Annotated in this window: 19 protein-coding genes; 8 read left to right on the top strand and 11 right to left on the bottom strand. The window is 60.7% G+C overall.

Features of this window, described 5'->3' with window-relative positions:
• Positions 1–88: 88 nt before the first annotated feature.
• Entirely contained in the window at positions 89–1,303 is a 1,215-nt protein-coding gene (locus tag GSQ82_RS18185; RefSeq protein ID WP_158793566.1) for a cysteine desulfurase family protein, read from the top strand.
• 203 nt (positions 1,304–1,506) lie between these two features.
• Here the strand turns inward: GSQ82_RS18185 and GSQ82_RS18180 are convergent, their stop codons facing one another.
• Entirely contained in the window at positions 1,507–3,378 is a 1,872-nt protein-coding gene (locus GSQ82_RS18180; protein ID WP_158793565.1) for an APC family permease, read from the bottom strand.
• Positions 3,379–3,582: 204 nt separating this feature from the next.
• Here GSQ82_RS18180 and GSQ82_RS18175 point away from each other — a divergent pair, with 204 nt between their 5' ends.
• The 3 genes from GSQ82_RS18175 to GSQ82_RS18165 all read left to right on the top strand — a co-directional run bounded on the left by GSQ82_RS18175 (position 3,583) and on the right by GSQ82_RS18165 (position 7,399).
• Positions 3,583–4,149 (top strand): glutathione peroxidase, encoded by a 567-nt coding sequence (locus GSQ82_RS18175; protein WP_158793564.1) that lies wholly within the window; start codon positions 3,583–3,585, stop codon positions 4,147–4,149.
• A 126-nt stretch (positions 4,150–4,275) separates the two neighbouring features.
• On the top strand, positions 4,276–6,198 hold the full coding sequence (locus GSQ82_RS18170; RefSeq protein ID WP_158793563.1) for a M61 family peptidase: 1,923 nt from the start codon (positions 4,276–4,278) through the stop codon (positions 6,196–6,198).
• A 115-nt stretch (positions 6,199–6,313) separates the two neighbouring features.
• On the top strand, positions 6,314–7,399 hold the full coding sequence (locus GSQ82_RS18165) for an alpha/beta fold hydrolase (RefSeq protein ID WP_158793562.1): 1,086 nt from the start codon (positions 6,314–6,316) through the stop codon (positions 7,397–7,399).
• Positions 7,400–7,439: 40 nt separating this feature from the next.
• Here GSQ82_RS18165 and GSQ82_RS18160 read toward each other — a convergent pair whose 3' ends face one another.
• Positions 7,440–8,870, bottom strand: a complete 1,431-nt coding sequence (locus GSQ82_RS18160) for a serine hydrolase (protein WP_158793561.1) — start codon at positions 8,868–8,870, stop codon at positions 7,440–7,442.
• A 393-nt stretch (positions 8,871–9,263) separates the two neighbouring features.
• Here GSQ82_RS18160 and GSQ82_RS24590 point away from each other — a divergent pair, with 393 nt between their 5' ends.
• Positions 9,264–9,563, top strand: a complete 300-nt coding sequence (locus GSQ82_RS24590; RefSeq protein WP_174243069.1) for a hypothetical protein — start codon at positions 9,264–9,266, stop codon at positions 9,561–9,563.
• Positions 9,564–9,659: 96 nt separating this feature from the next.
• Here the strand turns inward: GSQ82_RS24590 and GSQ82_RS18150 are convergent, their stop codons facing one another.
• From GSQ82_RS18150 to GSQ82_RS18130, 5 genes are all read right to left on the bottom strand, one after another.
• On the bottom strand, positions 9,660–10,148 hold the full coding sequence (locus GSQ82_RS18150; RefSeq protein ID WP_158793559.1) for a DUF1440 domain-containing protein: 489 nt from the start codon (positions 10,146–10,148) through the stop codon (positions 9,660–9,662).
• A 191-nt stretch (positions 10,149–10,339) separates the two neighbouring features.
• Positions 10,340–10,720, bottom strand: coding sequence for a 6-carboxytetrahydropterin synthase QueD (queD, locus tag GSQ82_RS18145; protein ID WP_158793558.1), 381 nt, complete (start codon positions 10,718–10,720; stop codon positions 10,340–10,342).
• Positions 10,721–10,863: 143 nt separating this feature from the next.
• Positions 10,864–11,112, bottom strand: coding sequence for a hypothetical protein (locus GSQ82_RS18140; RefSeq protein WP_158793557.1), 249 nt, complete (start codon positions 11,110–11,112; stop codon positions 10,864–10,866).
• A 183-nt stretch (positions 11,113–11,295) separates the two neighbouring features.
• The gene (locus tag GSQ82_RS18135; RefSeq protein WP_158793556.1) at positions 11,296–12,450 is read right to left on the bottom strand and encodes a lactonase family protein; all 1,155 of its coding nucleotides are present in this window, start codon (positions 12,448–12,450) and stop codon (positions 11,296–11,298) included.
• 89 nt (positions 12,451–12,539) lie between these two features.
• Positions 12,540–14,588 (bottom strand): ATP-dependent DNA helicase, encoded by a 2,049-nt coding sequence (locus GSQ82_RS18130; protein ID WP_158793555.1) that lies wholly within the window; start codon positions 14,586–14,588, stop codon positions 12,540–12,542.
• A 108-nt stretch (positions 14,589–14,696) separates the two neighbouring features.
• Here GSQ82_RS18130 and GSQ82_RS18125 point away from each other — a divergent pair, with 108 nt between their 5' ends.
• Positions 14,697–15,605 (top strand): SDR family oxidoreductase, encoded by a 909-nt coding sequence (locus GSQ82_RS18125; protein WP_158793554.1) that lies wholly within the window; start codon positions 14,697–14,699, stop codon positions 15,603–15,605.
• A gap of 66 nt (positions 15,606–15,671) precedes the next feature.
• Here GSQ82_RS18125 and GSQ82_RS25175 read toward each other — a convergent pair whose 3' ends face one another.
• Positions 15,672–15,899 (bottom strand): DUF2442 domain-containing protein, encoded by a 228-nt coding sequence (locus GSQ82_RS25175; protein ID WP_256370095.1) that lies wholly within the window; start codon positions 15,897–15,899, stop codon positions 15,672–15,674.
• A gap of 475 nt (positions 15,900–16,374) precedes the next feature.
• Between GSQ82_RS25175 and der the strand changes: the two genes are divergently transcribed.
• Both der and GSQ82_RS18110 read left to right on the top strand, forming a co-directional pair.
• Entirely contained in the window at positions 16,375–18,294 is a 1,920-nt protein-coding gene (gene der / locus GSQ82_RS18115) for a ribosome biogenesis GTPase Der (protein WP_158793552.1), read from the top strand.
• 207 nt (positions 18,295–18,501) lie between these two features.
• Complete coding sequence (locus GSQ82_RS18110) at positions 18,502–18,819, top strand: hypothetical protein (protein ID WP_158793551.1); 318 nt, start codon at positions 18,502–18,504, stop codon at positions 18,817–18,819.
• A gap of 132 nt (positions 18,820–18,951) precedes the next feature.
• On the opposite strand, the gene GSQ82_RS18105 is transcribed toward GSQ82_RS18110, so the two are convergent.
• From GSQ82_RS18105 to trmFO, 3 genes are all read right to left on the bottom strand, one after another.
• Positions 18,952–19,938: an HPP family protein gene (locus GSQ82_RS18105; RefSeq protein ID WP_158793550.1), complete on the bottom strand. Its 987-nt coding sequence runs from the start codon at positions 19,936–19,938 to the stop codon at positions 18,952–18,954.
• Positions 19,935–20,384 (bottom strand): MarR family winged helix-turn-helix transcriptional regulator, encoded by a 450-nt coding sequence (locus tag GSQ82_RS18100; RefSeq protein ID WP_158793549.1) that lies wholly within the window; start codon positions 20,382–20,384, stop codon positions 19,935–19,937. Before GSQ82_RS18100 ends, GSQ82_RS18105 begins: the two co-directional genes overlap by 4 nt.
• A gap of 83 nt (positions 20,385–20,467) precedes the next feature.
• Complete coding sequence (gene trmFO / locus GSQ82_RS25170) at positions 20,468–21,937, bottom strand: methylenetetrahydrofolate--tRNA-(uracil(54)-C(5))-methyltransferase (FADH(2)-oxidizing) TrmFO (RefSeq protein ID WP_254061731.1); 1,470 nt, start codon at positions 21,935–21,937, stop codon at positions 20,468–20,470.
• Positions 21,938–22,053 lie beyond the last annotated feature (116 nt).

Here is a 22,053-nt window from a genome sequence, read left to right as displayed (position 1 = left end):
TCCGCCGACCAACGGGAGGCCCACGCGACGCGGTATGAAAGTCACGAAGTGACCGCCGCCCGCGCAGGGCCTCGCGTAAAATAAAGATATGCGCCGAATCTACATGGACGCCAACGCCACCACACCTCTGCTTCCCGAGGTCTTTGCGGCGATGCATCCCTTCTTCCTGGAGCACTACGGCAACGCCAGCTCCATCCACCAGCAGGGCCAGCACGCCCGCGCCGCCGTGGACCATGCGCGCGACGAGATCGCCCACCTCCTGCACTGCCGCACCTCAGAGATCGTCTTCACTTCCGGCGGCACCGAGAGCGACAACTTCGCACTCTTCGGCACCGTCACATCAGAACTCTCGGCGACCAAAGAGAAGACCCACGTCATCACCACCAGCATCGAGCACCACGCCGTTCTGCACGCCGCAGCGTCGCTCGAGCACCGCAACATCGACGTCACCTTTCTGCCCTGCACTCCGGAAGGCCTCATCGAACCGGCAAGCCTCATCGCCGCCATCCGGCCCAACACCAAGCTGGTCAGCGTGATGCTCGCGAATAACGAGACTGGCGTCGTCCAACCCATCGCCGCGCTGGCTGCAATCGCCCACGCCGCTGGCGCTCTCTTCCACACCGACGCCGTGCAGGCAGGCGGCAAGCTCGACCTCGATCTCAGCCCCAAGGGTGCGCTGAAGGATGTAGATCTTCTCACGCTCTCCGGCCACAAGCTCTATGCGCCCAAGGGCATCGGCATCCTCTTCGTTCGCCGCAGCGTCCGCCTGAACCCCATGTTTCATGGCGGCTCGCACGAGCGTCAGCGCCGCGCCGGGACTGAAAACGTGACTGGGATCGTTGGCCTCGGCAAGGCTGCCTCATTGGCCCAGACGTGGCTGACGGAAGACAGTCCTGCCGACGGGCCTACACATCTTGCAGCTCTACGTGACCGCCTCGAACAAGGGATTCTCGCGCAGGTGGAGGAGTGCGGCGTCAACGGTGGCGGCGCTCCCCGTGTCTCGAACACGTCCAGCATCTTCTTCGATCACGTCGAGGCCGAGGCGCTGGTCATCGCGCTCGACCTCAAAGGCCTCTCGGTCAGTGGAGGGTCCGCGTGCCAGTCCGGCGCGACTGAGCCATCGCATGTTTTGACCGCGATGGGCCTCTCGGCAGCCAGAGCCCGCGCCAGCATACGCTTCTCGCTATCGAGGCTCACCACAGAAGAAGAGATCAGCGAAGCTCTCGAGCTGATTCCTGCCGCGGTCGCCCGCCTGCGTGAACTCTCGCCGACATGGCATCGCCAGGAGCCCGCAGTCGTCTAAAGATCTGCCTGCTCGCACAACAAATAAGCAGTAAAAAATCTGAAGAAAAAGCGCTTATCCATGGCGCATTTTTTGCGTGGTAAACGTGGATGCTAACGGACCACGTTTACCACGCAGAGTACCACGAACTCACCAGCAAACTACCACGCAAAAGCTGCGTAATTCCTGAGATACCCCTGTAAAGACGCGGGTCTCACCACGCCTTACAAATACCACGGAATATTGACCACCACGATCCTCTGGTTGCCCTTGACCAGCAGCAGAAGCTTCAGCAACTGCACCCGCTGGTTGTGCAGCGCATTCTCCCACCAGTGCCGCACCACCAGCTCCGGCAATAGCACCGCAACCTTGCGTCCAGGATTGTCCGTCTCCAACTGCAGAATGTAGTCCATCAGCGGCGTGATGATGAATCGGTAAGACGAAGGAATCGTGACTAGTTCCGGCTCCTGCAGGCCCTCTTTCCTGATGGGCGCCATCACGTGATCGTCCCACACCTCAGCCAGCCCACCGTCTTCATCGTCGTCGGAGTGTACGTGAACGACCTTAATATCCTTCGACAGCACCAGCCCGAACCGCATCGCCTTCTCTGTAATTCGGTCCCATCGCGCCATTGGAATGACTACGATCGGCGGCTGCAGATTCACCAGGTTCAGCGGCGTCATATCCGCCATCTCGCGCTTCACCCGCGAGTAGTGGCGCTTGACTATCAGCATGAGCCCGATCAGCACAGGCACCAGCAGCGCTGTGACCCATGCGCCAGCGACGAACTTCGCCAGCAGCACAACGATGGTCGTAATGCCCGTCGCCACTGCGCCAAAGCCGTTCACGAACATGTGCCAGACTCGGCCCTTGTGCTTGTCCATCTTGTACCAGTGAATGACCATGCCGGCCTGCGACAAGGTGAACGCAAGGAACGCGCCGATAGCGTAGAGCGGGATCAACCTGTCGGTCACACCGCCGAACAGTATCAGGATCACCGCGGTAAAGCCGGTCAGCGCGTAGACTCCGTGCGAGTACAAGAGCCGCCGTCCGCGCAGGATGAATACGTGGGGCAGATAGTCATGCATTGCGATCGCTCGCGCTAGACGCGGGAAGTCAGCGAACGCGGTGTTCGCGCTCAACGACAGAGCCACCAGTACAGACGCTGACGTGAGGTAGTAGAACCATCCCCGGCCGAAGACTGCCGCGGTCAAGATACTCAACACACTTTGAAAGTGCGCCGCATCCGGTTCCATCGCCGTGATGCCGTAGGCTTTCGCAAGATACGCGATTCCAAACAGCAACACAATCAGGATCGCGATGATGATCGTCAGGGTGGCCTGCGCCTTCTTCGCGCGCGGCTCGCCAAACGCCATCACACCGTTCGAGACGGCTTCAACGCCGGTCATTGCTGCGCATCCGCTCGCGAACGTCTTCAGGAGAAGCCATAGTCCGAGGTATTTAATCGTGGCGGGGAGCGCGGGAGGCGGGGCCATTACCGGGATAGGATGGCCGTGGGTCATGATCGTCCGAAACACGCCGACGCCGATGAGAATCAGCAGCGTTCCCACGAAGAGGAAGGTCGGCGCGATGAACGCAGCGCCCGTGTCCTTCACTCCGCGCATGTTCACGATCGCCAGAATCGCCAGGATGACCAGGCAGAAGGCCAGCGTATGCGGATACAGGGAGGGTACCGCTGAGGTGAGTGCCGTCACGCCGGCAGAGATACCCACAGCTGCCGTCAAGATGTAGTCGATCATCAGCGCAGCGGCTGCGAGCAAGCCAGCACCGCTGCCCAGGTTCTCGCTCGCGACCGTGTACGATCCGCCGCCGTTTGGGTAGGCGGCGATCGTCTGGCGATAGCTGAAGAAGACGATCACCAGCAGGATGAGAATCGCGGAGATCACGGGTACGATATAGCCCGCTCCCATCAAACCTAATGGAATCAGCAGGGTCATCGCTGCTTCCGGTCCGTATGCGGCACTCGTCAGCGCATCCAGGCCGAAGATCGGGATTCCAGCAGCGACGCCGATGTGCTCGGCCCGCTCTTCACTTGTGGCTAGGGGCTTACCAATAATCGAATCAGTTAATGACATACGATTTAGATCGTACTGCCTCTGTCAACTCAGTTCATCCAAAGTGTGTATTAATGTTCGCATTTATTATATGGAATATAAAGAAGTTATAAAGATTGTGGAGATACCACCACCAGATCGCCTGGGTGCTGAAGCTTCCCATTGCAATCCCAGGTCCACACCCTCCTATAATCGACAGCATACAGACCGATACCAGGAGCGTTCATGGCCAGCACCTCACTCTACGACATCCCCGTTCACCGAATCACCGGCGAAGGCACCTCACTCGCCGACTATCGCGGGAAAGTTCTTCTCATCGTCAACGTCGCATCGAAGTGCGGCCTGACTCCCCAGTACACGGCGCTGGAAGGACTCTACAGCCGCTTCAAGACCTCCGGTCTCGCCGTCCTTGGCTTTCCTGCCAATGACTTCGCCGGCCAGGAGCCGGGCTCCAACGAAGACATCAAGGCCTTCTGCGAGCTCACCTTCAACGTCGATTTCCCGATGTTCTCGAAGATCGCAGTCACCGGCCCCGATACTCACCCGCTCTACGAGACCCTGATTACCGCAAGACCGAAGGCCACGGGACCTGGGCGCGAGGCCTTTCGCGAGAATCTCGACGGATATCTGAAGCAGCACAGCACGACCACCAACCCCGAACCCGGCATTCTCTGGAACTTCGAAAAGTTCCTCGTCGATCGCAACGGCAACGTTGTCGAACGCTTCTCTCCCGACGTTCTGCCGGATGACCCGATCGTAGTGGCCGCTATCGAGTCGGCCCTTAAGGGCTGATCCTCTCCTGAGTTGAGGACGCAGATTGGACTTCCATCGTCGAATCTGCGTCCTTCGGGGCTTCTGTTCGTCTATCTTTAGTAATATCTAAAATCTCCACTTTACTTCGAAGGATACGTCCCGCTCATGACCGTCCGCACCGCATTTCTGCCCCTGGCACTCCTGACTCTAGCCGCGCCGAGCCTCCTTCAGGCCCAAAAGACTCCTATCCAGATTACGGCGGATCTTTCTGAGGCCCCTCGCGAGATCTATCACGCGGAGATCGACATCCCTGTCACTCCCGGCCCGGTCTCGCTGACCACGCCGAAGTGGATCCCGGGCAACCACCGGCCTACAGGCCCCGTGGACGATATCACCGGTGTCGTCTTCACCGCGAATGGGAAGGTTCTTCCATGGCGTCGCGATGACGAAGATCTTTACGAGTTCCATGTGACCGTGCCCGCTGGTGTCACGACTCTGCATGCGCACCTCGACTGCATCGTCACCTCGCGTGTCAGCGACAAGATGGCGGTTCTCGAGTGGGAGAAGCTTCTTCTGTATCCGTCGCACATGCCGGTCAAGGAGATCGCGGTTCAGCCCTCCGTCAAAGTTCCCGAAGGCTGGGGCATTGGAACTGCGCTTACGCCAACCGATGGCTATGATCCACAGAATCCCAAGGGCGGGACGACACACTACGCTCCCACCACGGTGGAGCAGCTCGAAGACTCTCCTGTGATTGCGGGCCAGTACTTCCACGAGTTTGCCCTCGCTCCCGAAGTCACTCCAAAGCATTACATCGACGTGGTCTCTGACAGCCCGGAAGATTCGAAGCTGCGGCCTTCCGTCCTCGTTGAGCTGAACAACCTCGTACGCGAGACTGGCGCGGCCTACAACTCGCGCCACTATAACGCCTACCACTTCCTGCTGACGCTGTCTGATGTTGCTGGCGGCGAGGGTCTCGAGCATGGCCAGTCTTCCGACAATGGCGTGGGCGAAAAGGGATTTGCAGACGACGCTCACCAGCTCGCCGAGTCCGATCTTCTGTCTCATGAATTTACCCACTCATGGAACGGTAAGTACCGCCGCCCTTACAACCTCTATCAAGATGACTTCGAGAAGATGCAGCAGGGTTCGTTGCTGTGGGTTTACGAGGGCATGACACAGTATCTCGGCAACGTGCTCGCGGCACGGTCGGGACTGAAGTCGCAGGAGCAGTACCGCGATCTCCTTGCGCTCTCGGCTGCCAGCCTCGACTACAGACCGGGCCGCGAGTGGCGCTCGACTGAAGACACCGCTATTGCTGCGAGCATCCTGCGCGGCGGCAATCCTGCGTGGTCCAACTGGAAGCGCGGACAGGACTACTACCAGGAGGGCGAACTCTTCTGGCTCGATGCCGATACACTGATCCGCAAGCAGACCGACAACAAGAAGTCGCTCACCGACTTTCTGCACATCTTCCTCGGTAAGGGTGGCAACACAGGTCCGCTGATCGTCACCTACAACCGCGATGAGCTGATCGCCGATCTCAACCAGGTGATGAAGTATGACTGGGCGACCTTCATCCACGAGCACATCGACAACATCAATCCACGCGCCGACCTCGACGGCATTACGCGCGGCGGTTACAAGCTTGTCTTTACGGACAAGCCCACCAAATCCGAGCGCACAATGGCAGCGGCGGGCGGACGTCGCGGAGGCGGCACCAATGTCTGGTACTCGCTCGGTCTCCGGGTTAATGGCGAGGGCGTGATCGCGGACGTTCGGTGGGGCAGTCCGGCCGACAAATCGAAGCTCTATCCAGGGCAGAAGATCGTTGCGGTCAATGGAAATGTCTACTCGGGCGACGCTCTGAAGGATGCGGTCAAGGAGGCCAAGGATAAGTCCGAGCCAATCCACTTCATCCTGCAGAGCGACACGTTCGTCACGACAGCAGACATCGACTATCACGACGGCGAACGCTATCCTCGCCTGGTTCGCGTGGACGGAACTCCCGCCTACCTGGACGACATCACCAAGCCTTTGACGAAGCCGGAGGCCATCCCGGCGGAGAAGAAGGAAGACTCCAACTAACCAGCGGAGATGAACTAGAAACGGCGTGGAGCTTATGTACTCCACGCCGTTATCTCTTCCGGAGTAGCGTGAGAACAGCTACCCGCATTGCCAAGAATGTGACGACAGGAGTTACATGACCAACCGCCTCTTTCTCCTTGCCCTTCTCTCCGCCTCTATCGCCTCAGCCCAGGCTCCGCATGCCGCCACGCAGTGGCCGACCAAGGATGGCGCGTACGACATATCGAACTTCCACTTCAAGGATGGTGAGACGCTTGAGAAGCTGCATCTTCACTACCTCACTCTTGGTACGCCGCATAAGGATGCGTCGGGCCATACCGATAATGCCATCCTGCTGCTTCACGGAACTGGGGGCAGTGCGCACTCGCTGATGAGTCCTGTCTTCTCCGATGTGCTCTTCGGCCCTGGGCAGCCGTTCGACATCACGAAATACTTCATCATCCTGCCCGACGATATTGGACATGGTGAGTCCAGCAAGCCGTCCGATGGACTTCACATGCACTTCCCGCAGTATGACTACGATGACATGGTTGCGTCGCAGCACACGATGCTGGTCGAGGGTTTGCATGTCGACCATCTTCGCCTGATCCTTGGGACTTCGATGGGATGCATGCAGTCGTTCGTCTGGGGCGAGACGTATCCGCAGTTCTCCGATGCGCTGGCTCCGTTTGCCTGCCTGCCGGTTGAGCTGGCTGGACGCAACCGCATGTGGCGTTACATGGCGATGGAGTCGATCAAGCACGATCCCGCATGGAAGGACGGCGAGTACACAACCGAACCGGCCGAGGGACTGCGCGGAGCGAACGACCTGATCGTCATTGCGGGCTCTGTGCCGCTGCAGATGCAGAAGAACTTTCCTACTCGCGCGCAAGCGGAGGCGTATGTGGACCGCGTAATGACGGCGAGCATCGCGCACACGGATGCGAACGACTTTCTGTACTACGTGAACGCGTCGCGCAACTACAATCCTGCGCCGAAGCTCTCCACGATTACAGCGCCGGTGCTTTGGATCAACTCTGCGGACGACTTCATCAATCCGCCTGAGCTTGGCATCGCCGAGAAGATGGTCGGGCAGATGCCGCATGCGAAGTTCATCCTGATTCCGATCTCGGACGCTACTCGCGGTCACGGAACTCATACGCAGGCGGCGGTCTGGAAGAACTACCTGATCGACTTTATGGCTCAGACGGAGAAGAAGTAGTCTTCTCCATCTGGCGGAAGAACGGAAGCATCCTCAGTTGTCAGTTGACGGATGGAATGACGAGGTACTGTTCCAGCTTGCCGTCTGGTTCTTCGTAGGTTGTGACTCTTACGCGTTTGTCGGCGAAGGTCAGGTTGAAGACGCGGAAGGTCATGCCTCCGCGCTTCTCTTCCACTGCCTGTTTGAAGCTGTCCGGAGCGCCGAGCGGCTTGAGGCTTGAGGCGAAGTCTGCGATCGCTTCGGGCGTGAAGTAGGCGTCGCAGAGCGGGGTGAGTTGCGAGCGGTCGAGCTGTCCGTTCTGCAGCCCGGTGAAGATTTCGAGCGCTCTTTTTTCGGCGGCTGCGGTTGCACTGTTTGAGGCCGCGGCGGGGGTGGTGGACTCGAGGACGAGGGGCATGATCTTCCGCCGGATGGCACCGGCTGCGCTGGAGGCGTCCTCGTTGGTCAGGACGGTTATCGCAACTTTGTCATCGGGAAGGACTAGATTCTCCGAGACGAATCCTGAGACCTCGCCGCTGTGTTCGATGTAGCGATGGCCGTTGATCGTTCCGACCTGGACGCCCAGTCCGTATTCTGAGCCCTTGCCGTTCTTTAGTTTGACCTCGGTGAACATCTCTTCGTACGAGGCGGCACTGAGGAGCGACCGGTTCATGATACTGATGTTCCATCGGGCGAGGTCGCTGGCGGGCATGGCCAGCTCTCCGGCGGCGAACATCCAGCCCTGGCCCTCCTGCGGGGCGGGGCGCAGGGGTCCGAGGGCGTGTTGGTAGTAGCCAGTGGGGTCGTTGGGTGGGAGGCGGCTGGCGTCGGAGTTGAATACGCCGGTCATCTTGAGGGGCTGGAAGATTCTCTCCTGGAGCTGGTCGGTGAGAGGCTTGCCGCCGACGATCTCGGCGATGCGCCCGGCGACGACGTAGTTGGTGTTCGAGTACTGCCACTCGGTTCCGGGCTCGAAGTCGAGCGGTTTGCGAGCCCATCCGTCGAGGATCTTCTGGGGATCGGCGGGCTTCATCATGGAGGTCATGACGTAGTCTTCGGGCCAGAAGTCCTGATATCCGGAGGTCATGGAGAGGACCTGACGGATGGTGATGTCGTTGGCCCGGGTGAGCGTGGGCAGGTACTTGCCGACGGGATCGTCGAGCTTCAGCTTGCCGTCCTGCGTGAGGAGAAGGATGAGCGCGGCGGTGAACTGCTTGCTGACAGAGCCGATGGAGTACTGCATCTGGGGCTCGGCGGCCATTTTTGGCTCGAGCCGGGCTTCGCCGTAGGCTTTGGCGTAGGTGATTTTGCCGCCCTGCACGATGGCGAGGGAGGCGCTGGGGACTCCGGTGGTGCTGAGGACGGCGGCGGCGGCGGCATCGACCTTGGTGGCGGTCGCGACGGCGAGGGTGTTTTCCACGGTCTGAGACCTGAGCGGTGACGCGGTGATTGCTGCCGCGCAAGCTAGTCCTGCTGCCCAAACTGCCTTCATTCGTCGCTTGCTCTTGATCTCGTTCACGATCTTCATGATCGGAAGATTATCAGGCACTGTACCGAGAGGCCAGATGGGGTACCCCCACCCCTGGGGGTACCCCATCTCAAGTGCTTTATTTGCAGCGAGATGCGATTTTTGATCCTTGCAAAATATTCCAAACAAAGGGGATACGGGTAAATATTTCTAAATAAAGGAGATCGTTCCTCTGCGTATCTTGATTTGCTTATTTGATCCTTAGTTAAAGGATAGCTGATGGAGGGTAACTTCTACGCAAGGGCTATCTTGCTGTATGGGAAGGATTTAGGGTGGGGTGGGGCTTGACAGGTTTTTGGTGGGCTTTGAGTTGTGGCGGAGACGAGAAGGCATACCCCAGGGGCTAAAGCCCCTTTCTTGGCGGAGATGGTGGACACAAGGGTTGGGGCTATTTGGCTTGAGGAACAAGAACAGGCAAAGGCAGAAGCAGATCCCTACGGGATGACAAACAAAAGGACAGACAACGGCAAAGGCAATAGCAACGGCAACGGCAACAGCAACGGCAACGGCAACAGCAACAGCAACAGCAACAGCAACAGCAACAGCAACAGCAAATACAACCGCAGATCCCTGCGGGATGACAAACAAAAGGACAGGCAACGGCAACAGCAAATACAACTGCAGATCCCCTGCGGGGATGACAAACGAAAGGACTAGTGGTTTTTGGACGGTTTTAAGTGGTATTTAGGTGGTGAGGATGTGGCTGCCTGCGGTGGTTTGGGACCGCAGGCAGCGGGGCGTGGGGGTGCGGGGTTATCCGAGGAGCTTGCGGACGACTCGTCTTACGGTCTCGGTGACCATGCCGTAGACGACGTGGGTGGCCATTTCGCTGGTGCGCTCGCGGGTGGTCTGGTCGTTGGGGTCGGCGGAGAGGCCCATGGCGGGGAGGGCGGTCTCGTGGGTGAGGGAGGCGAGGGCCATGCCGAAGCCTGCTCCGTCTTTGGCGGTGGCGGCAGGATAGTACTCGGCGAGGGCGCCGTAGGCGGCGCCGGTAAGGGCGCCGAAGCCCCATTGGATGGTCTCGACGGCGGCGTCCTGCTGGGCGCCGGTGAGGTGGTGCCCGGCGAGCTTGTCGGCCAGGACGGCGGAGGGCTCGGGTTCGCCGTGGGTGCGGGGCGGGTAGATCTTTTCGGCGAAGGTCTTGACCGCAGTGGCGGCGAGGCCGCCGATGAGGCCGGCGAGGAGGCCTTTGGCCAGGGAGCGGGCGTGTGTGTTCTTTTGTGCTGTCTCTACTTCGGTCATCAAACCCACCTCAAACTGTCTGGTTTTATGTGTGCTGTCGAGCTTGGCTCTATCTTCGCTAAAGCTTGGCTATCGCCTATCTCATGGTCATCTTGCCGTAAGATGCGCTGCGGTGCCTCCGGGTCACGTGGACCGGAGGGGTGTTTTGCGTTTGGTATGCGGCGGTTGTGGCGATGAGCGGATTCGGCGGCTTATTCGTAGTAGCGGGCGAAGCTGGTGTCGGTCTCGTAGATGGTGCAGTCTTTGACGCGGACGCGACCGGAGGTCATCTCGTGAAGCTGGGCGCTGGTCTGGTGAAAGAAGTACATGGCGAGGTTTTCGGCAGAGGGATTGAGCTCTTCGTCGAAGGGCTTGAGGTCGTTGATCATCTTGTGATCGAGGTATTCGACGGTGGGGCGCATGACCTGTTTGAGGAGCTTGAAGTCGAGGAGCATGCCGGCTTCGTCGAGCTTTTCGCCCACGAGGGTGACGAAGACCTTGTAGTTGTGGCCGTGCGGGTTCTCGCACTTGCCACGGTAGTTGCGGAGGTAGTGGCCGGAGGAGAAGCCGGCTTCTACGGTTACTTCAAACATGATTCTGGGAGTCCCTTCGATTAGGAGCGTTCGATGGCCGCGTCGGAGTGGGTTTGGAGGGCTGGAGGACGTGGCGGCAGCCTGTTTCGATTGTACCGTTTTACGGCTGGGGGAGGGTGCTGGGCGGGGTGGGGTGCTGGTGGCTAGGAGCGGCGGCGTTTGGCGCGGCGGGCCTCTTCGTCGCGGCGCTCGGCCTGCTCGAAGAGGGAGGAGAGGATGCCGGCGAGGGCGATGAGGAGGCCGACGACGCCGAGGCCGAGGCCCATGGTGCGCCAGAGGGCGGCGTCGCCGGGGGAGCCGGGCTGCTGGGCGATGTTGGTGAAGGAGACGCCGACGGAGACGAGGGCCAGAAAGATGAGGGTGCCGGCGAGGATGTAGAGGTTGCGTCCCATGGGTGGTTCTATTTTAGTCGCTACTCTTTTGGTGATTTTTGGTGATTTTTTGGTGAAGAGATGCAGCCTGCCGGCTGGGCCTCCTGCACGGAGGGTGGTCACTTCGTGACTTGTATACCCCCTTTGGGTGCGGCTCCCGTTGGTCGCTTGGGGATTTTTGCTATCGACCATCGGGAGAGCGTGCTAGACGAAGAGGACGCAGGAGGCGTTGGTGACTTCGTAGTGGTTCGGTGTGGACGCGATGACTCCGGTTTGGCGGTTGCGGGTGAAGACGGCGACCTGGTTGGAGAACTGTTCGGCGACGAGGAAGAAGCCGCCGTCGGGAGAGATGGCGAAGTGGCGAGCCTCTTTGCCGTTGAGGGGCTGGCGTTCGACGAGGGTGAGATGGCCGTCGGAGCCGATGGTGTAGACGATGAGATCTTCGACGGCTCCGCGGTTGCAGGAGTAGAGGATGCGGCCGGTCTTGTCGATGACGACCTCGCCGGCGCGGTTGTTGGCTACGTCGCCGCCGACTGGTAGGGTGGGGGTGCTGGCTACCTGGGTGAGGGTGCCGGCGGAGGCGTTCCAGTGGAGGAGGGTGAGGGTGGAGTCGAGCTCGTTGACGCTGTAGGCCCACTTGCCGTTGGGGTGGAAGGCTAGGTGGCGCGGGCCAGCGCCGGGTGTGGCTTTGAAGTAGGGAGGGTCGTTGGGGGTGAGGGTGGCGGTGGAGGCGTCGAGCTTGTAGACCATGATGCGGTCGGTGCCGAGGTCGTTGATGAGGGCGAAGCGATTGTCGGGCGAGATGCAGACGCCGTGGGCGTGCGGGGATTTTTGACGGGAGGCGATGGGGCCGCTGCCGGAGAGCTGGAACTGGCTGACGGGAGCGGAGAGGTGACCGTCGGGTGCGATGGTGACGGAGAGGATCTTGCCGCTGCCGTAGCTGGCAGCGACGATGCAGCGCTGGGTGTGGTCGAGCGCGAGGTGGACCATGTCGAAGTCGGGCGTGGTGACGGTGTTGATGAGGGTGAGGTCGCCGGAGGGGGCGATGCGGAAGGAGCTGAGTGCTCCGACCTTGGGTGCGGCCTGGTGGCCTGCGAAGAGGAGGCGGGTGCCACCGATGTTGCTGGAGGCGAGGAATCCGGCGGAGATGGCGGGGCTGACGAGGCGGAGGTTGGAGAGGGTGCCGGTGTGAGAGTTCCAGAGGGCGGCGTGGATGCCGGGGCCGTTGTCCTTGTTGTCGGTGGAGCCGAGGTAGACGAGGGATTCGGTGGAGTCGGCGGCTGGGAGCTGGGTTGCGGCGAGAGTTGCGGCGGCGGTAGATAGGAAGGAGCGGCGCGTCATGGTGTGGCCCTTGGTCATTGATTTCTCCGTCGTCCATCATAGCGGATGGATCTAGTTGATCGGATGACGGCGCTGTATTGGGAGGGCTAGGTTGCTTAGGGGGCCGCTTACGGATTTGGGCTGAAGAACTTTTCGACGTCGGCGATGTCCTGGGTGAGGCGGTAGGGTGGGAGGGATTCGAGGAAGATGCGGCCGTAACGCTGGCGCTGGATGCGGGGGTCGAGGAGCATGAGGACGCCGCGGTCGTTGAGGGAGCGGATGAGGCGGCCAAAGCCCTGTTTGAGGGTGATGACGGCGTTGGGGATCTGGTAGTCGAAGAAGGGTTTGCCGCCGAGGGCTTCGATGGCCTCCATGCGGGCTTCGACGATGGGGTCGGAGGGGACGGCGAAGGGGAGGCGGTCGATGATGACGCAGGAGAGTTGTTCGCCCTGGACGTCTACTCCCTGCCAGAAGGAGGAGGTGCCGAAGAGGACGGCGTTAGGGGTGTCGCGGAACTGTTGGAGCAGGACGTTGCGGGGGGCGGTGCCGTGGAGGAGGAGTGGGTAGGGGAGTTCGGCGAGGAGGCGCTCGTAGGTGTTGCGCATCTGGAAGTAGCTGGTGAAGAGACAGAAGGCGCGGCCCTGGGTGATCTCGAGGACGCGGCGGATGCGCTCGGCGGCGCGCTCGGGGAAGTCGGGCTCGCGGGGGTCGGGCATGTTGGGCGGAAGGTAGAGGAGGGCTTGCTTTTCGTAGTTGAAGTGGGAGGGGACGACGAGTTCGCGGGCGCTGACGAGGCCGAGGCGGCGGCGGATGTGGTCGAAGCCGCCGGATACGGTTAGCGTTGCGGAGGTGAGGATGACGGAGTTGTAGGTGTCGAAGAGGGTGGAGGTGAGGAGTTCGGAGACGTCGATGGGTGTGGCTTGGAGGTGGGTGTGGAAGCTCGCGTGGGCTGCGCCTCGGGCGAGGTTGCGGACGCCTCCGGCGGAGCGGCGCTCGATCCAGAAGACGGTGTTGCGGTCGGTGGATTCGAGGAGGAAGGTGAGGTGAGCGCGGATGTCGGCGGTGCGTTTGCGCAGGCCGGAGGACTCCTCGACATTTTTGAGGTGATCGAGTTCGCCTTCGAGGCGGTTGAGGGCGTTGAGGGTGGCGGTGTAGGTGTCGCCGGACTCTTCGAGGAAGGATTCGCGATGGAGGAAGGGCATGCGACCGCCGCCGTTCTGCATGCCGGCGGGGTCGGCGGGGAGGACGGAGAAGAAGAGGCGGGCGCGGTCTTTGAGGGTGGCGCAGGCGCTCTCGATGGCGGAGGTGCTGGCTTGTTTGGCCTTGAGCATGATCTCGACGTCGCGGGTGAGCTCGTCGATGCGCTGGGTGGAGAGGCCGATGCCGAAGTAGTTGGAGGCGACGTCTTCTAGCTCGTGGGCTTCGTCGAAGATAACGACGGCGGCTTCGGGGAGGATGCCGGCGTCGGGTGCGTTGGCGGCTTGCTGCTTGATGTTGAGGTCGGCGAAGAAGAGGTGGTGGTTAACGATGACGATGTCGGACTCGAGTGCCTTGCGACGCATGGTGGTGACGAAGCAGCGCTCCCAGTCGGGGCAGGTCTGGCCGAGGCAGACTTCGGTGCGGGCGTCGAGCTTGTGCCAGAGCGCGGAGGACTCGGGGAGGTGGTCGAGTTCGGCGCGGTCGCCGGTTTCGGTGGTCTTTTCCCAGGCGGCGATGTGGTGGAACTGGTCGATCTCTTCGAGGCCGTTGAGGAGGGGGTTGTCGCGCAGGGCGTAGAGCTTATGGCGGCAGAGGTAGTTGGCGCGGCCCTTCATGTAGCAGACTTTGAGCGAGCCGAGGAGGGATTCGAGGAAGGGGATGTCTTTGAAGTAGAGCTGTTCCTGCAGGTTTTTGGTGCCGGTGGAGATGATGACGCGCTGGTTGCGTTCGCGGGCGAGGCGAAGAGCGGGCAGGAGGTAGGCGAGGGTTTTGCCGGTGCCGGTGCCGGCTTCGACGATGAGGTGACGCTTTTCTTTGAAGGCGGACTCGATGGCTCGGGCCATGTCGTACTGGCCGCGACGGTGCTCGAAGGCGAGGGAGGAGCGGGAGAGGATGCCACCGGGCGCGAAGAAGTCGTGGAGGTTGGGGAGATTCTCCGGCGGGGCGGGTGTGATCGAGATGGGGGCTGTGGAGGACAAGGTCGGAGGCTGCTGTATCCATGATAGCCGTGGGGTGGGATAGGCGCTGCGGTGCGGGTGGATGACGGGGTGGCGTGAACGTGCATCTGAGGGAGCAGAGGTGAAGCGATGAGGGTAGCGCAGGTGAAGGATCTTTACACGATGCAGGACCCGACGAAGCAGTATCCGATGCCGAAGTTCAAGCATCAGCCGCAGCGGGTTCCGGGGCTTGACCAGAAGATGACGCCGAAGGCCGACCATGGAGAGACGAGCTATCGCGGGAGTGGGCGGTTGCCGAACAGGAAGGCGCTGGTGACAGGGGGCGACTCCGGGATTGGGCGGGCGGCGGCGATTGCGTTTGCGCGCGAGGGCGCGGATGTTGCGATCAACTATCTGCCGAGCGAGGAGGCGGATGCGAAGGAGGTGATCGCGCTGATCGAGAAGGAGGGACGCAAGGCGTTTGCGCTGCCGGGCGATCTGAAGGATGAGAAGTTCTGCCGGAAGCTGGTGAAAGAGGCGCACAAGAAGCTGGGTGGGTTGGACATTCTGGCGTGCGTGGCGGGCAGGCAGCATGCGGTGGACAAGATCGCCGATGTGACGACGAAGCAGATGGAAGAGACCTATCGGGTGAATGTGTTTGCGCTGTTCTGGTTGTGCCAGGAGGCGCTGCCGTTGATGCCGAAGGGTGGGTCGATTATTACGACGGCATCGATTCAGGCGACGCATCCGAGCCCGAGCCTGCTGGACTATGCGCCGACGAAGGCTGCGATTCTGGCGTTTACGCGGGCGCTGGCGCGGCAGGTGGCGGAGGATGGGATTCGGGTGAACTGCGTGGCTCCGGGGCCGGTGTGGACTCCGCTGCAGACGAGTGGCGGACAGCCGGATAAGAAGATTCCGGCGTTTGGGTCGGAGACGCCAATGAAGCGGCCGGGACAGCCGGTGGAGATGGCTCCGCTGTATGTGCTGCTGGCTTCGCAGGAGGCTAGCTATGTGACGGGCGAGGTGTATGGGGCTACAGGAGGGCTGGAGGTTTCCTAGCGGTGAATGTGGAGCTCGCGGGCTCGGCTCTCATACAGTGGTGCAGCGGTTGAACTGGAATCGGGTTTAGGCGGCGAAGGTCTTGTGATTGGCCTGATCGCCTTGACCCGCCAACAAGCCGGAGATGGAGATGTCTTCGTCCAGCGCTTCCCAGTGGAGGCCGCGACTGCTGATTCGGAGTTGCTCGCGCTGTTCGGCGGTGCTGTGCAGGAGGCGCGGGAACCAGGCCAGAGGGACGCCGATGACGCGACCGTCGGAGAGATGAACCCACATGCTGTCCGAATCGAAGTGCACCCGGGTTGCGCTAACGGAAGAATTCTTCCATGCCCTCTCGATTCGGCCTCTTTGCCTCGATCTCCAGCAGTTCACGTAAGGTGCGGGCGTCGTAGCTACCATTTTAGGCCACTCAGGTTTTAGGGGGCGGCTCACCTCTGCAACCGCAGGTCCTTCGACTGCGTCTCTCGCGATGACACTGCGAGAGACTTCGCTCAGGATGACATGTTGTGGGGATTGGCGAAGAGAAGAAGCAAAAGCAGATTCCTCCGCTGCGCTGCGGAATGACAAACAAAAGGGTGGGCTTCACGACTTGCCCTCCACTATGCACCGTCTGCGTATATGACTGCGTCTCTATATTTGTGAGTATGGCTGCGGTCCTATATCTGTACTTCTACCTGATATCTGCTTGTATGACTGCGTTCCTGTATCTGTGCGTATACCTGCGTCCCTATAATGGATGGAGGCGCTGTGGCGTCGAGAGAAGGCACGAATAATGGCGCAACGAGACGATAGGAAACGGTTAGGCAAGAAGCACAGGCAGGCGAGCACGCGGCCGAAGAAGGGTCGCTCCCCGAAGGCTACGCCTACGACCGGGGCTGTCGATCCGAGGAAGCGAAAGATTCTTTCGACCAAGCGGGCGGCGGTGGATAAGGCCACGCGGGTGACGAAGCAGTCGCCGGATAAAGAGAAGCGGCGGGCGATTCGTCTGGATGCGCCTGCGCCGAAGAAGCCTGCGGCGGCGGTTCGTCCGAAGCAGGTGCGGCCAGCGGATGGGATTGTGGGACGGCAGACGCCGCGCTCGTCGAATATGGACGGACGCGAGGAAGACTGGCGCGATGTAGAGCTGCTGGCGTCGCAGATGGTGACCGAGACCGAGAGTGTGGATGCGCGCGAGCTGCCGCTGATTGCGGTGTGCGGACGTCCGAATGTAGGCAAGAGCACGCTGTTCAATCGGCTGACGGGATCGCGGCGGTCGATCGTTGGGGATGAGCCGGGGATTACGCGCGACCGCATCTACGGCGAGATCGAGTGGATGGGGCGCGAGGCGCGGATTGTCGATACCGGCGGCGTGGTGCCGGATGACGAGGCGCTGATTCCGGCAGAGATCTTTCGGCAGGCGAAGGTGGGGCTGGAAGAGGCGGATGCCATTGTGATGGTGGTAGACGGAAGGACCGAGCTGGCTTCGCCAGACCTGGAGTTGGCGCGGCTGTTGTTGCGTGGCGGCAAGCCGGTGTTTCTGGCGGTGAACAAGATGGACACCGACGCGATGCAGGTGCAGGCGGAGAACTTTCGGCGGTTGGGATTTAAGAATGTGCTGCCGATCTCGGCGGAGCATGGGTCGGGGATGGGCGATCTGCTGGATGCGGTGTTCGAGGTGCTGCCGGCGCCGGCTGAGATTATCGAAGAGCCGGAGGTGATGCTGACCGAGACTGACGAGGCCGAGGAGGATGAGACGGGGCCGGACTACTCGGTTGCTGCTGGGGCTGAGTTGGTTGAAGAGGAGTCAGGCGCGGAGGTGGTTGCGCCGAAGCGTCCGCGCATGCTGCGTTCGCATGGCGAGTATGAGAGCAGAGAGACGAAGGTTGCGATCATCGGACGACCGAATGTAGGTAAGAGCACGCTGCTGAATGCGCTGACGGGCAAGGAGCGGGCGATTGTTTCGCCGATTGCGGGAACGACGCGCGATGCGGTGGATGAGGTCGTCGAGCGAGGTGGGCATAACTTCCGGTTCGTCGATACGGCGGGGATTCGGCGGAAGGGCAAGACGAAGCTGATGGCGGAGAAGCTGTCGGTGATTATGGCGAGGAAGCATCTGGAGGCGGCGGATGTTTCGCTGCTGATCATCGATGCGGGCGAGGGTGTGGCTGCGCTGGATGCGAACATCGGCGGATATGCCCATGAGAGCGGACGAAGCGTGATCATCGTGGTGAACAAGTGGGACCTGATGACGCGGACGGGCAAGGATGGGATGCGGCTGTTCGATGGCAAACCGCCGGCGGACCAGAAGCTCTATGAGCAGGATGTTCGCGACAAGCTGAAGTATCTGGAGTATGCGCCGCTGCTGTTCATCTCGGCTGCGGATGGAAAGAATATCGAGTCGGTGTTCAAGAAGGTCGAGCTGGTGGCGCGAGAGAGACGGAAGCGCGTGACGACCGGGCAGATGAATAAATTTCTGGAGAAGGTGGACTTCCAGAAGGCGAGCGTGCCGATGAACCGGCGCATGCGGATCTACTACATGACGCAGGCTGCGGTTGCTCCTCCGACGTTTGTGTTGTTTACGGACAAGGACATCAAGATGCACTTCTCGTTCGAACGGTTTCTGGGGAATCAGATACGGGAGAACTTCGGGTTTATCGGGAGTCCGATCTGGTTCAAGATCAAGGCTCGGAATAAGAAGAAGACGGAGTCGTAGGCGCGTAGATCCCGCGCCAGATTGGGGTAAGCGGGATCTGCGCTGTCGCTATGCGGCTTTGGCGAATTCAGATAAAGATTGCATTTTCTTTGAATTGGTGGGTAAATGGTGTCTCCAGACTGTGGCCCTGATCTTCAGGCTGCCTGTTTGGGATTGCGGCTTCCCGGGCCCGGGATCTACTTCCGAATTTAAACTGAGGAGATTTCCATGAATGCAATGGGCATCGTTACAGACTTGATCGCTGGCGGAGTTGGGGGAAATATTGCCGGTGCAGTGCTGAAGAAGTTCGACCTTGGGCCTGTGGGCAATACGATTGCAGGTGTGGTCGGCGGCGCTGGCGGCGGTCAGCTTTTGAGCATGTTGATGTCGGGTGGCGCAGCGGCGGCAGCTACGTCGGCGGCCTCGGCTGGCGGGATGGATATGTCCTCGATTATCGGCAACGTGGCAGGCGGCGGTATTGGAGGTGCCATTGTGATGGCGATTGTGGGATTAATTAGGACGAAGATGAGTAGTACGACTACTTAGGTACAGTTGGCGGGAGATCCGAAATTTTTCGCTTCTAATTTTTTCTGCTGCTAACTTCTCCCTGCGTTCACCAGCTGACGCAGGGAGTGGTGTTTATTCTTCCTCTATTTTCTGTTTTTCTGTGGAGAGAGGCTAGAGGTTGACGGCTTCGAAGCGGTTTGTTCGTTTCGCCTGGCGGATGCGTTTGTAGCAGAGGTAGTAGAGGGTGAGCGAGGCGGTGCCGAGGAGTACGGAGAGGACGAATCGGTAGTCGGGGGCGTCCATGACGAAGGGCAGAAGGCCGACGGCGAGTGCGGGCGGCATGTGGACGTCGAAGAGGTGGAGGACGACCACCGAGCAGAGGACAGTCACCATCGCTGCCACGAAGCTGGGGTGGATGGTGCGCTCGGCGATGAGACCGATAGTGGCGGTGAGAAGGCAGACGGCGGGAAAGAGCGCGGGGCGCTTCATCCAGCCGGGGACTTCGGGGTGTCCGAAGAGCTCGTAGGCCATGACGATGAGCGGTGGGAAGAGGATGAAGCGGAGATGGGTGAGCTGCGCGGCGACGCCTAGTCCGAGGACAAACGCCATGAGGGTGACGGTCCAGAGGCGATCATGGGGTAGAGCTTCGAGAGCATCGACGAGATTGGAGTGTTCTGTCTCGCTGAGGGTGGGATGATCGTCGCGAGTGCCGTACTGCCTCCACATCAGAAGGATGAGGACGAGTAGGGTGAGGCCGCCGAAGATGGCGAGTGGGTACAGCCAGCTGCGCTCGCTGAGAACCATGGGCAGGGCGCCGGCGGAGATAGCGGGCGCGATGGTGGACTTCATCAGCTTGATGACCATGAGGCTGAGCGCGACGATGAACGCCACGCTGAGTGCGCCGTAGCTTAGATGGCGGGTGAAGTAGAGGCCGATGACCGCGGTGATCGTTGGAGTGAGGATGAGGCGCAGGGGCTGGCTGGCCCACTTGCCTCGCGGGCGCGTGATGACGTCGTGCGACAGGGCTGCGAGTTCGGGGAAGAGAAGGAGCGCGATGCCGGTAGTGTGGGCGGTGAAGGCAATAGCTCCAATAAACGCGACGACTACGGCCTCCGAGACCGATCGAGAGACGTTCTTTGAGACTGAGATTTGAGTCATGACTGATTCCCGCCAACGGCTAAGCTGTGCCGCCGGATCTGCGTGAGCGATTTGATGAGCGTGGGGACAAGCTCGGATAGTTCGCGCTCGTGATCTCGGGAGAGGAGGTGGATGAGCCGCTGGCCTTCGGTGGTGAGTTCGAGGATGACGATGCGACGGTCGGCGTCGTCGTGCGTGCGGCGGATCATGCCTGCGTTCTCGCAGCGGTTGCAGAGCTCGACGACGCTGTTGTGGCGCAAGCCGAGTCTCTCTGCGGCGTAGGATACGGTCGTCTCGACGCCGTCCGGCGCTCCGGCGATGTGCAGCAGTAGCTGATGCTGCTGGGGATGCAGACCGGCTGCGGTGGCGCGGCCTTCGCTGAAGTGAAGGAACTGACGGAGGACGTAGCGGAACTGAGCAAGCGTTTGGACTCTTTGCTGCTCGATTGTGTGTCTCGGAACTCCCATGAGGCGATTATATCGTAATACGATGTAATTTGCTGAGAGAAGGTGAAGTGCTGCAGGATCAGGTTTTTGAGGGTGCGGTGTGGTTAGATTGTAGCGCTGAGCCAGTCGTTCCAGGCGGCGAGGGCGCGGTCGCACTGGAGTTTGTGGCGTTCCTTTTTGTCGCGAATCTTTTTGCGGAGATCTTCTTCGAGGGATGGAAGGAGGTCGAAGGTGATGTTGGCTGGGGTGAATTTTTTCGTTTCGGCGTGGGTGATGTAGTGGGTGAGGGAGCCGTTGGCCGAGGCGCGTGGAGCGGTGGGAGGCGTGTTGCCGTTGGCGATGGAGGCGGCGTAGATGCCTGCGAGCATGCCGGAGGCGATGGATTCGGTGTAGCCTTCGACGCCCGAGAGCTGGCCGGCGATCATGATCTGCGGATGGGCTTTGAGCTGAAGGGTTTCGGTGAGGAGAGACGGAGCGTGGATGTAGGTGTTGCGGTGGATCTGGCCGTAGCGCAGGAAGGTGGCGTTTTCGAGGCCGGGGATGAGTTTGAGGACGCGATTCTGTTCGCCGTACTTGAGGTGATTCTGGAAGCCGACGAGGTTGTAGGAGTCGGCGCGGAGGTTTTCCTGGCGGAGCTGGACGGCGGCGTAGGGCCAGCGGCCGGTCTTGGGGTCGGTGAGGCCGACGGGCTTCATGGGGCCGAAGCGGAGGGTGTCGCGACCGCGGCGGGCGGTCTCTTCGATGGGGAGACAGCCTTCGAAGTACTGGAGGACTTGCGGATTTTTGGTTGAAAAGGTGGGCGAGGCCTGGGTGGAACTGGCTCCCTCGGGGTCCTTCGACTCCGCCGGGCGATAAGACTGCCCGGCTGCGCTCAGGATGACAGAGTTTTGTGAAGCGGTGGGAATTTGTTCCCATTCTTTGGCGGGGACGGCTTCGGCGGCGGTGAGGGCTTCGATGAAGCGTTCGTACTCTTCTTTGGTGAAGGGGCAGTTGATGTAGTCGGCGGAGCCCTTGTCGTAGCGGGCGGCGAAGTAGACCTTGTCCATGTCGATGGTGGTGGCGTCGACGATGGGGGAGATGGAGTCGTAGAAGGCGAGGTGGTCGGAGCCGGTGAGGCGCTGGAGTTCGGCGGCGAGCGCGGGCGAGGTGAGGGGGCCGCTGGCGAGGATGGTGAGGGTGTTGGGGCTGGACTCGTCGAGGGAGGTTACTTCTTCGCGATGGACGGTGATGAGAGGCTCGGCGGCGATGCGAGCGGCGACACGTTTGGAAAATTCGACGCGGTCGACGGCGAGGGCGTGGCCGGCGGGGACGGCGGTGGCATCGGCTTCGGCGAGGAGGATGCTGCCGGCGCGGCGCATCTCCTGCTTGAGAAGCCAGGGGGCGGTGCTTTCGGACTCGGACTTGAGGGAGTTGGAGCAGACGAGTTCGGCGAAGTCGGAGGTCTGGTGGGCCTCGGTGGAGCGCGTGGGGCGCATCTCGTAGAGGTCGACTTCGCAGCCTCGCTTTGCGGCCTGGAGGGCGGCTTCGGGACCGGCGAGTCCGCCGCCGATGATCTTGATGCGTTTGGTTGTCATGCCTCCCCCTTCCCTGGGATTTGCGTCAAAGTATTCAAAACAAAAAGCTTAGGCCTGGACTTGATCTGTAAATCATTGCTTTCAGACACATAACAGGCGCAAAGTCTTCTATTCAT

It is taken from the genome of Granulicella sp. L60, assembly GCF_009765825.1.
In the GTDB taxonomy this organism is placed as follows: Bacteria; Acidobacteriota; Terriglobia; order Terriglobales; family Acidobacteriaceae; genus Edaphobacter.
The sequence above is the reverse complement of the archived record's forward strand: the minus strand, read 5'-3'. Positions and strand labels throughout refer to the sequence as shown.

Bases quoted from the DNA above. Each gene is read 5' to 3' on its own strand.
- GSQ82_RS18180 (WP_158793565.1), bottom strand. From the start codon at position 3,378: ATGTCATTAACTGATTCGATTATTGGTAAGCCCCTAGCCACAAGTGAA.
- GSQ82_RS18125 (WP_158793554.1), top strand. From the start codon at position 14,697: ATGAGGGTAGCGCAGGTGAAGGATCTTTACACGATGCAGGACCCGACG.
- GSQ82_RS18160 (WP_158793561.1), bottom strand. From the start codon at position 8,870: ATGAAGGCAGTTTGGGCAGCAGGACTAGCTTGCGCGGCAGCAATCACC.
- GSQ82_RS18135 (WP_158793556.1), bottom strand. From the start codon at position 12,450: ATGACCAAGGGCCACACCATGACGCGCCGCTCCTTCCTATCTACCGCC.
- GSQ82_RS18165 (WP_158793562.1), top strand. From the start codon at position 6,314: ATGACCAACCGCCTCTTTCTCCTTGCCCTTCTCTCCGCCTCTATCGCC.
- GSQ82_RS18140 (WP_158793557.1), bottom strand. From the start codon at position 11,112: ATGGGACGCAACCTCTACATCCTCGCCGGCACCCTCATCTTTCTGGCC.
- GSQ82_RS18110 (WP_158793551.1), top strand. From the start codon at position 18,502: ATGAATGCAATGGGCATCGTTACAGACTTGATCGCTGGCGGAGTTGGG.
- GSQ82_RS18150 (WP_158793559.1), bottom strand. From the start codon at position 10,148: ATGACCGAAGTAGAGACAGCACAAAAGAACACACACGCCCGCTCCCTG.
- queD (WP_158793558.1), bottom strand. From the start codon at position 10,720: ATGTTTGAAGTAACCGTAGAAGCCGGCTTCTCCTCCGGCCACTACCTC.
- GSQ82_RS18105 (WP_158793550.1), bottom strand. From the start codon at position 19,938: ATGACTCAAATCTCAGTCTCAAAGAACGTCTCTCGATCGGTCTCGGAG.
- der (WP_158793552.1), top strand. From the start codon at position 16,375: ATGGCGCAACGAGACGATAGGAAACGGTTAGGCAAGAAGCACAGGCAG.
- GSQ82_RS18175 (WP_158793564.1), top strand. From the start codon at position 3,583: ATGGCCAGCACCTCACTCTACGACATCCCCGTTCACCGAATCACCGGC.
- GSQ82_RS18170 (WP_158793563.1), top strand. From the start codon at position 4,276: ATGACCGTCCGCACCGCATTTCTGCCCCTGGCACTCCTGACTCTAGCC.
- GSQ82_RS18100 (WP_158793549.1), bottom strand. From the start codon at position 20,384: ATGGGAGTTCCGAGACACACAATCGAGCAGCAAAGAGTCCAAACGCTT.
- GSQ82_RS18185 (WP_158793566.1), top strand. From the start codon at position 89: ATGCGCCGAATCTACATGGACGCCAACGCCACCACACCTCTGCTTCCC.
- trmFO (WP_254061731.1), bottom strand. From the start codon at position 21,937: ATGACAACCAAACGCATCAAGATCATCGGCGGCGGACTCGCCGGTCCC.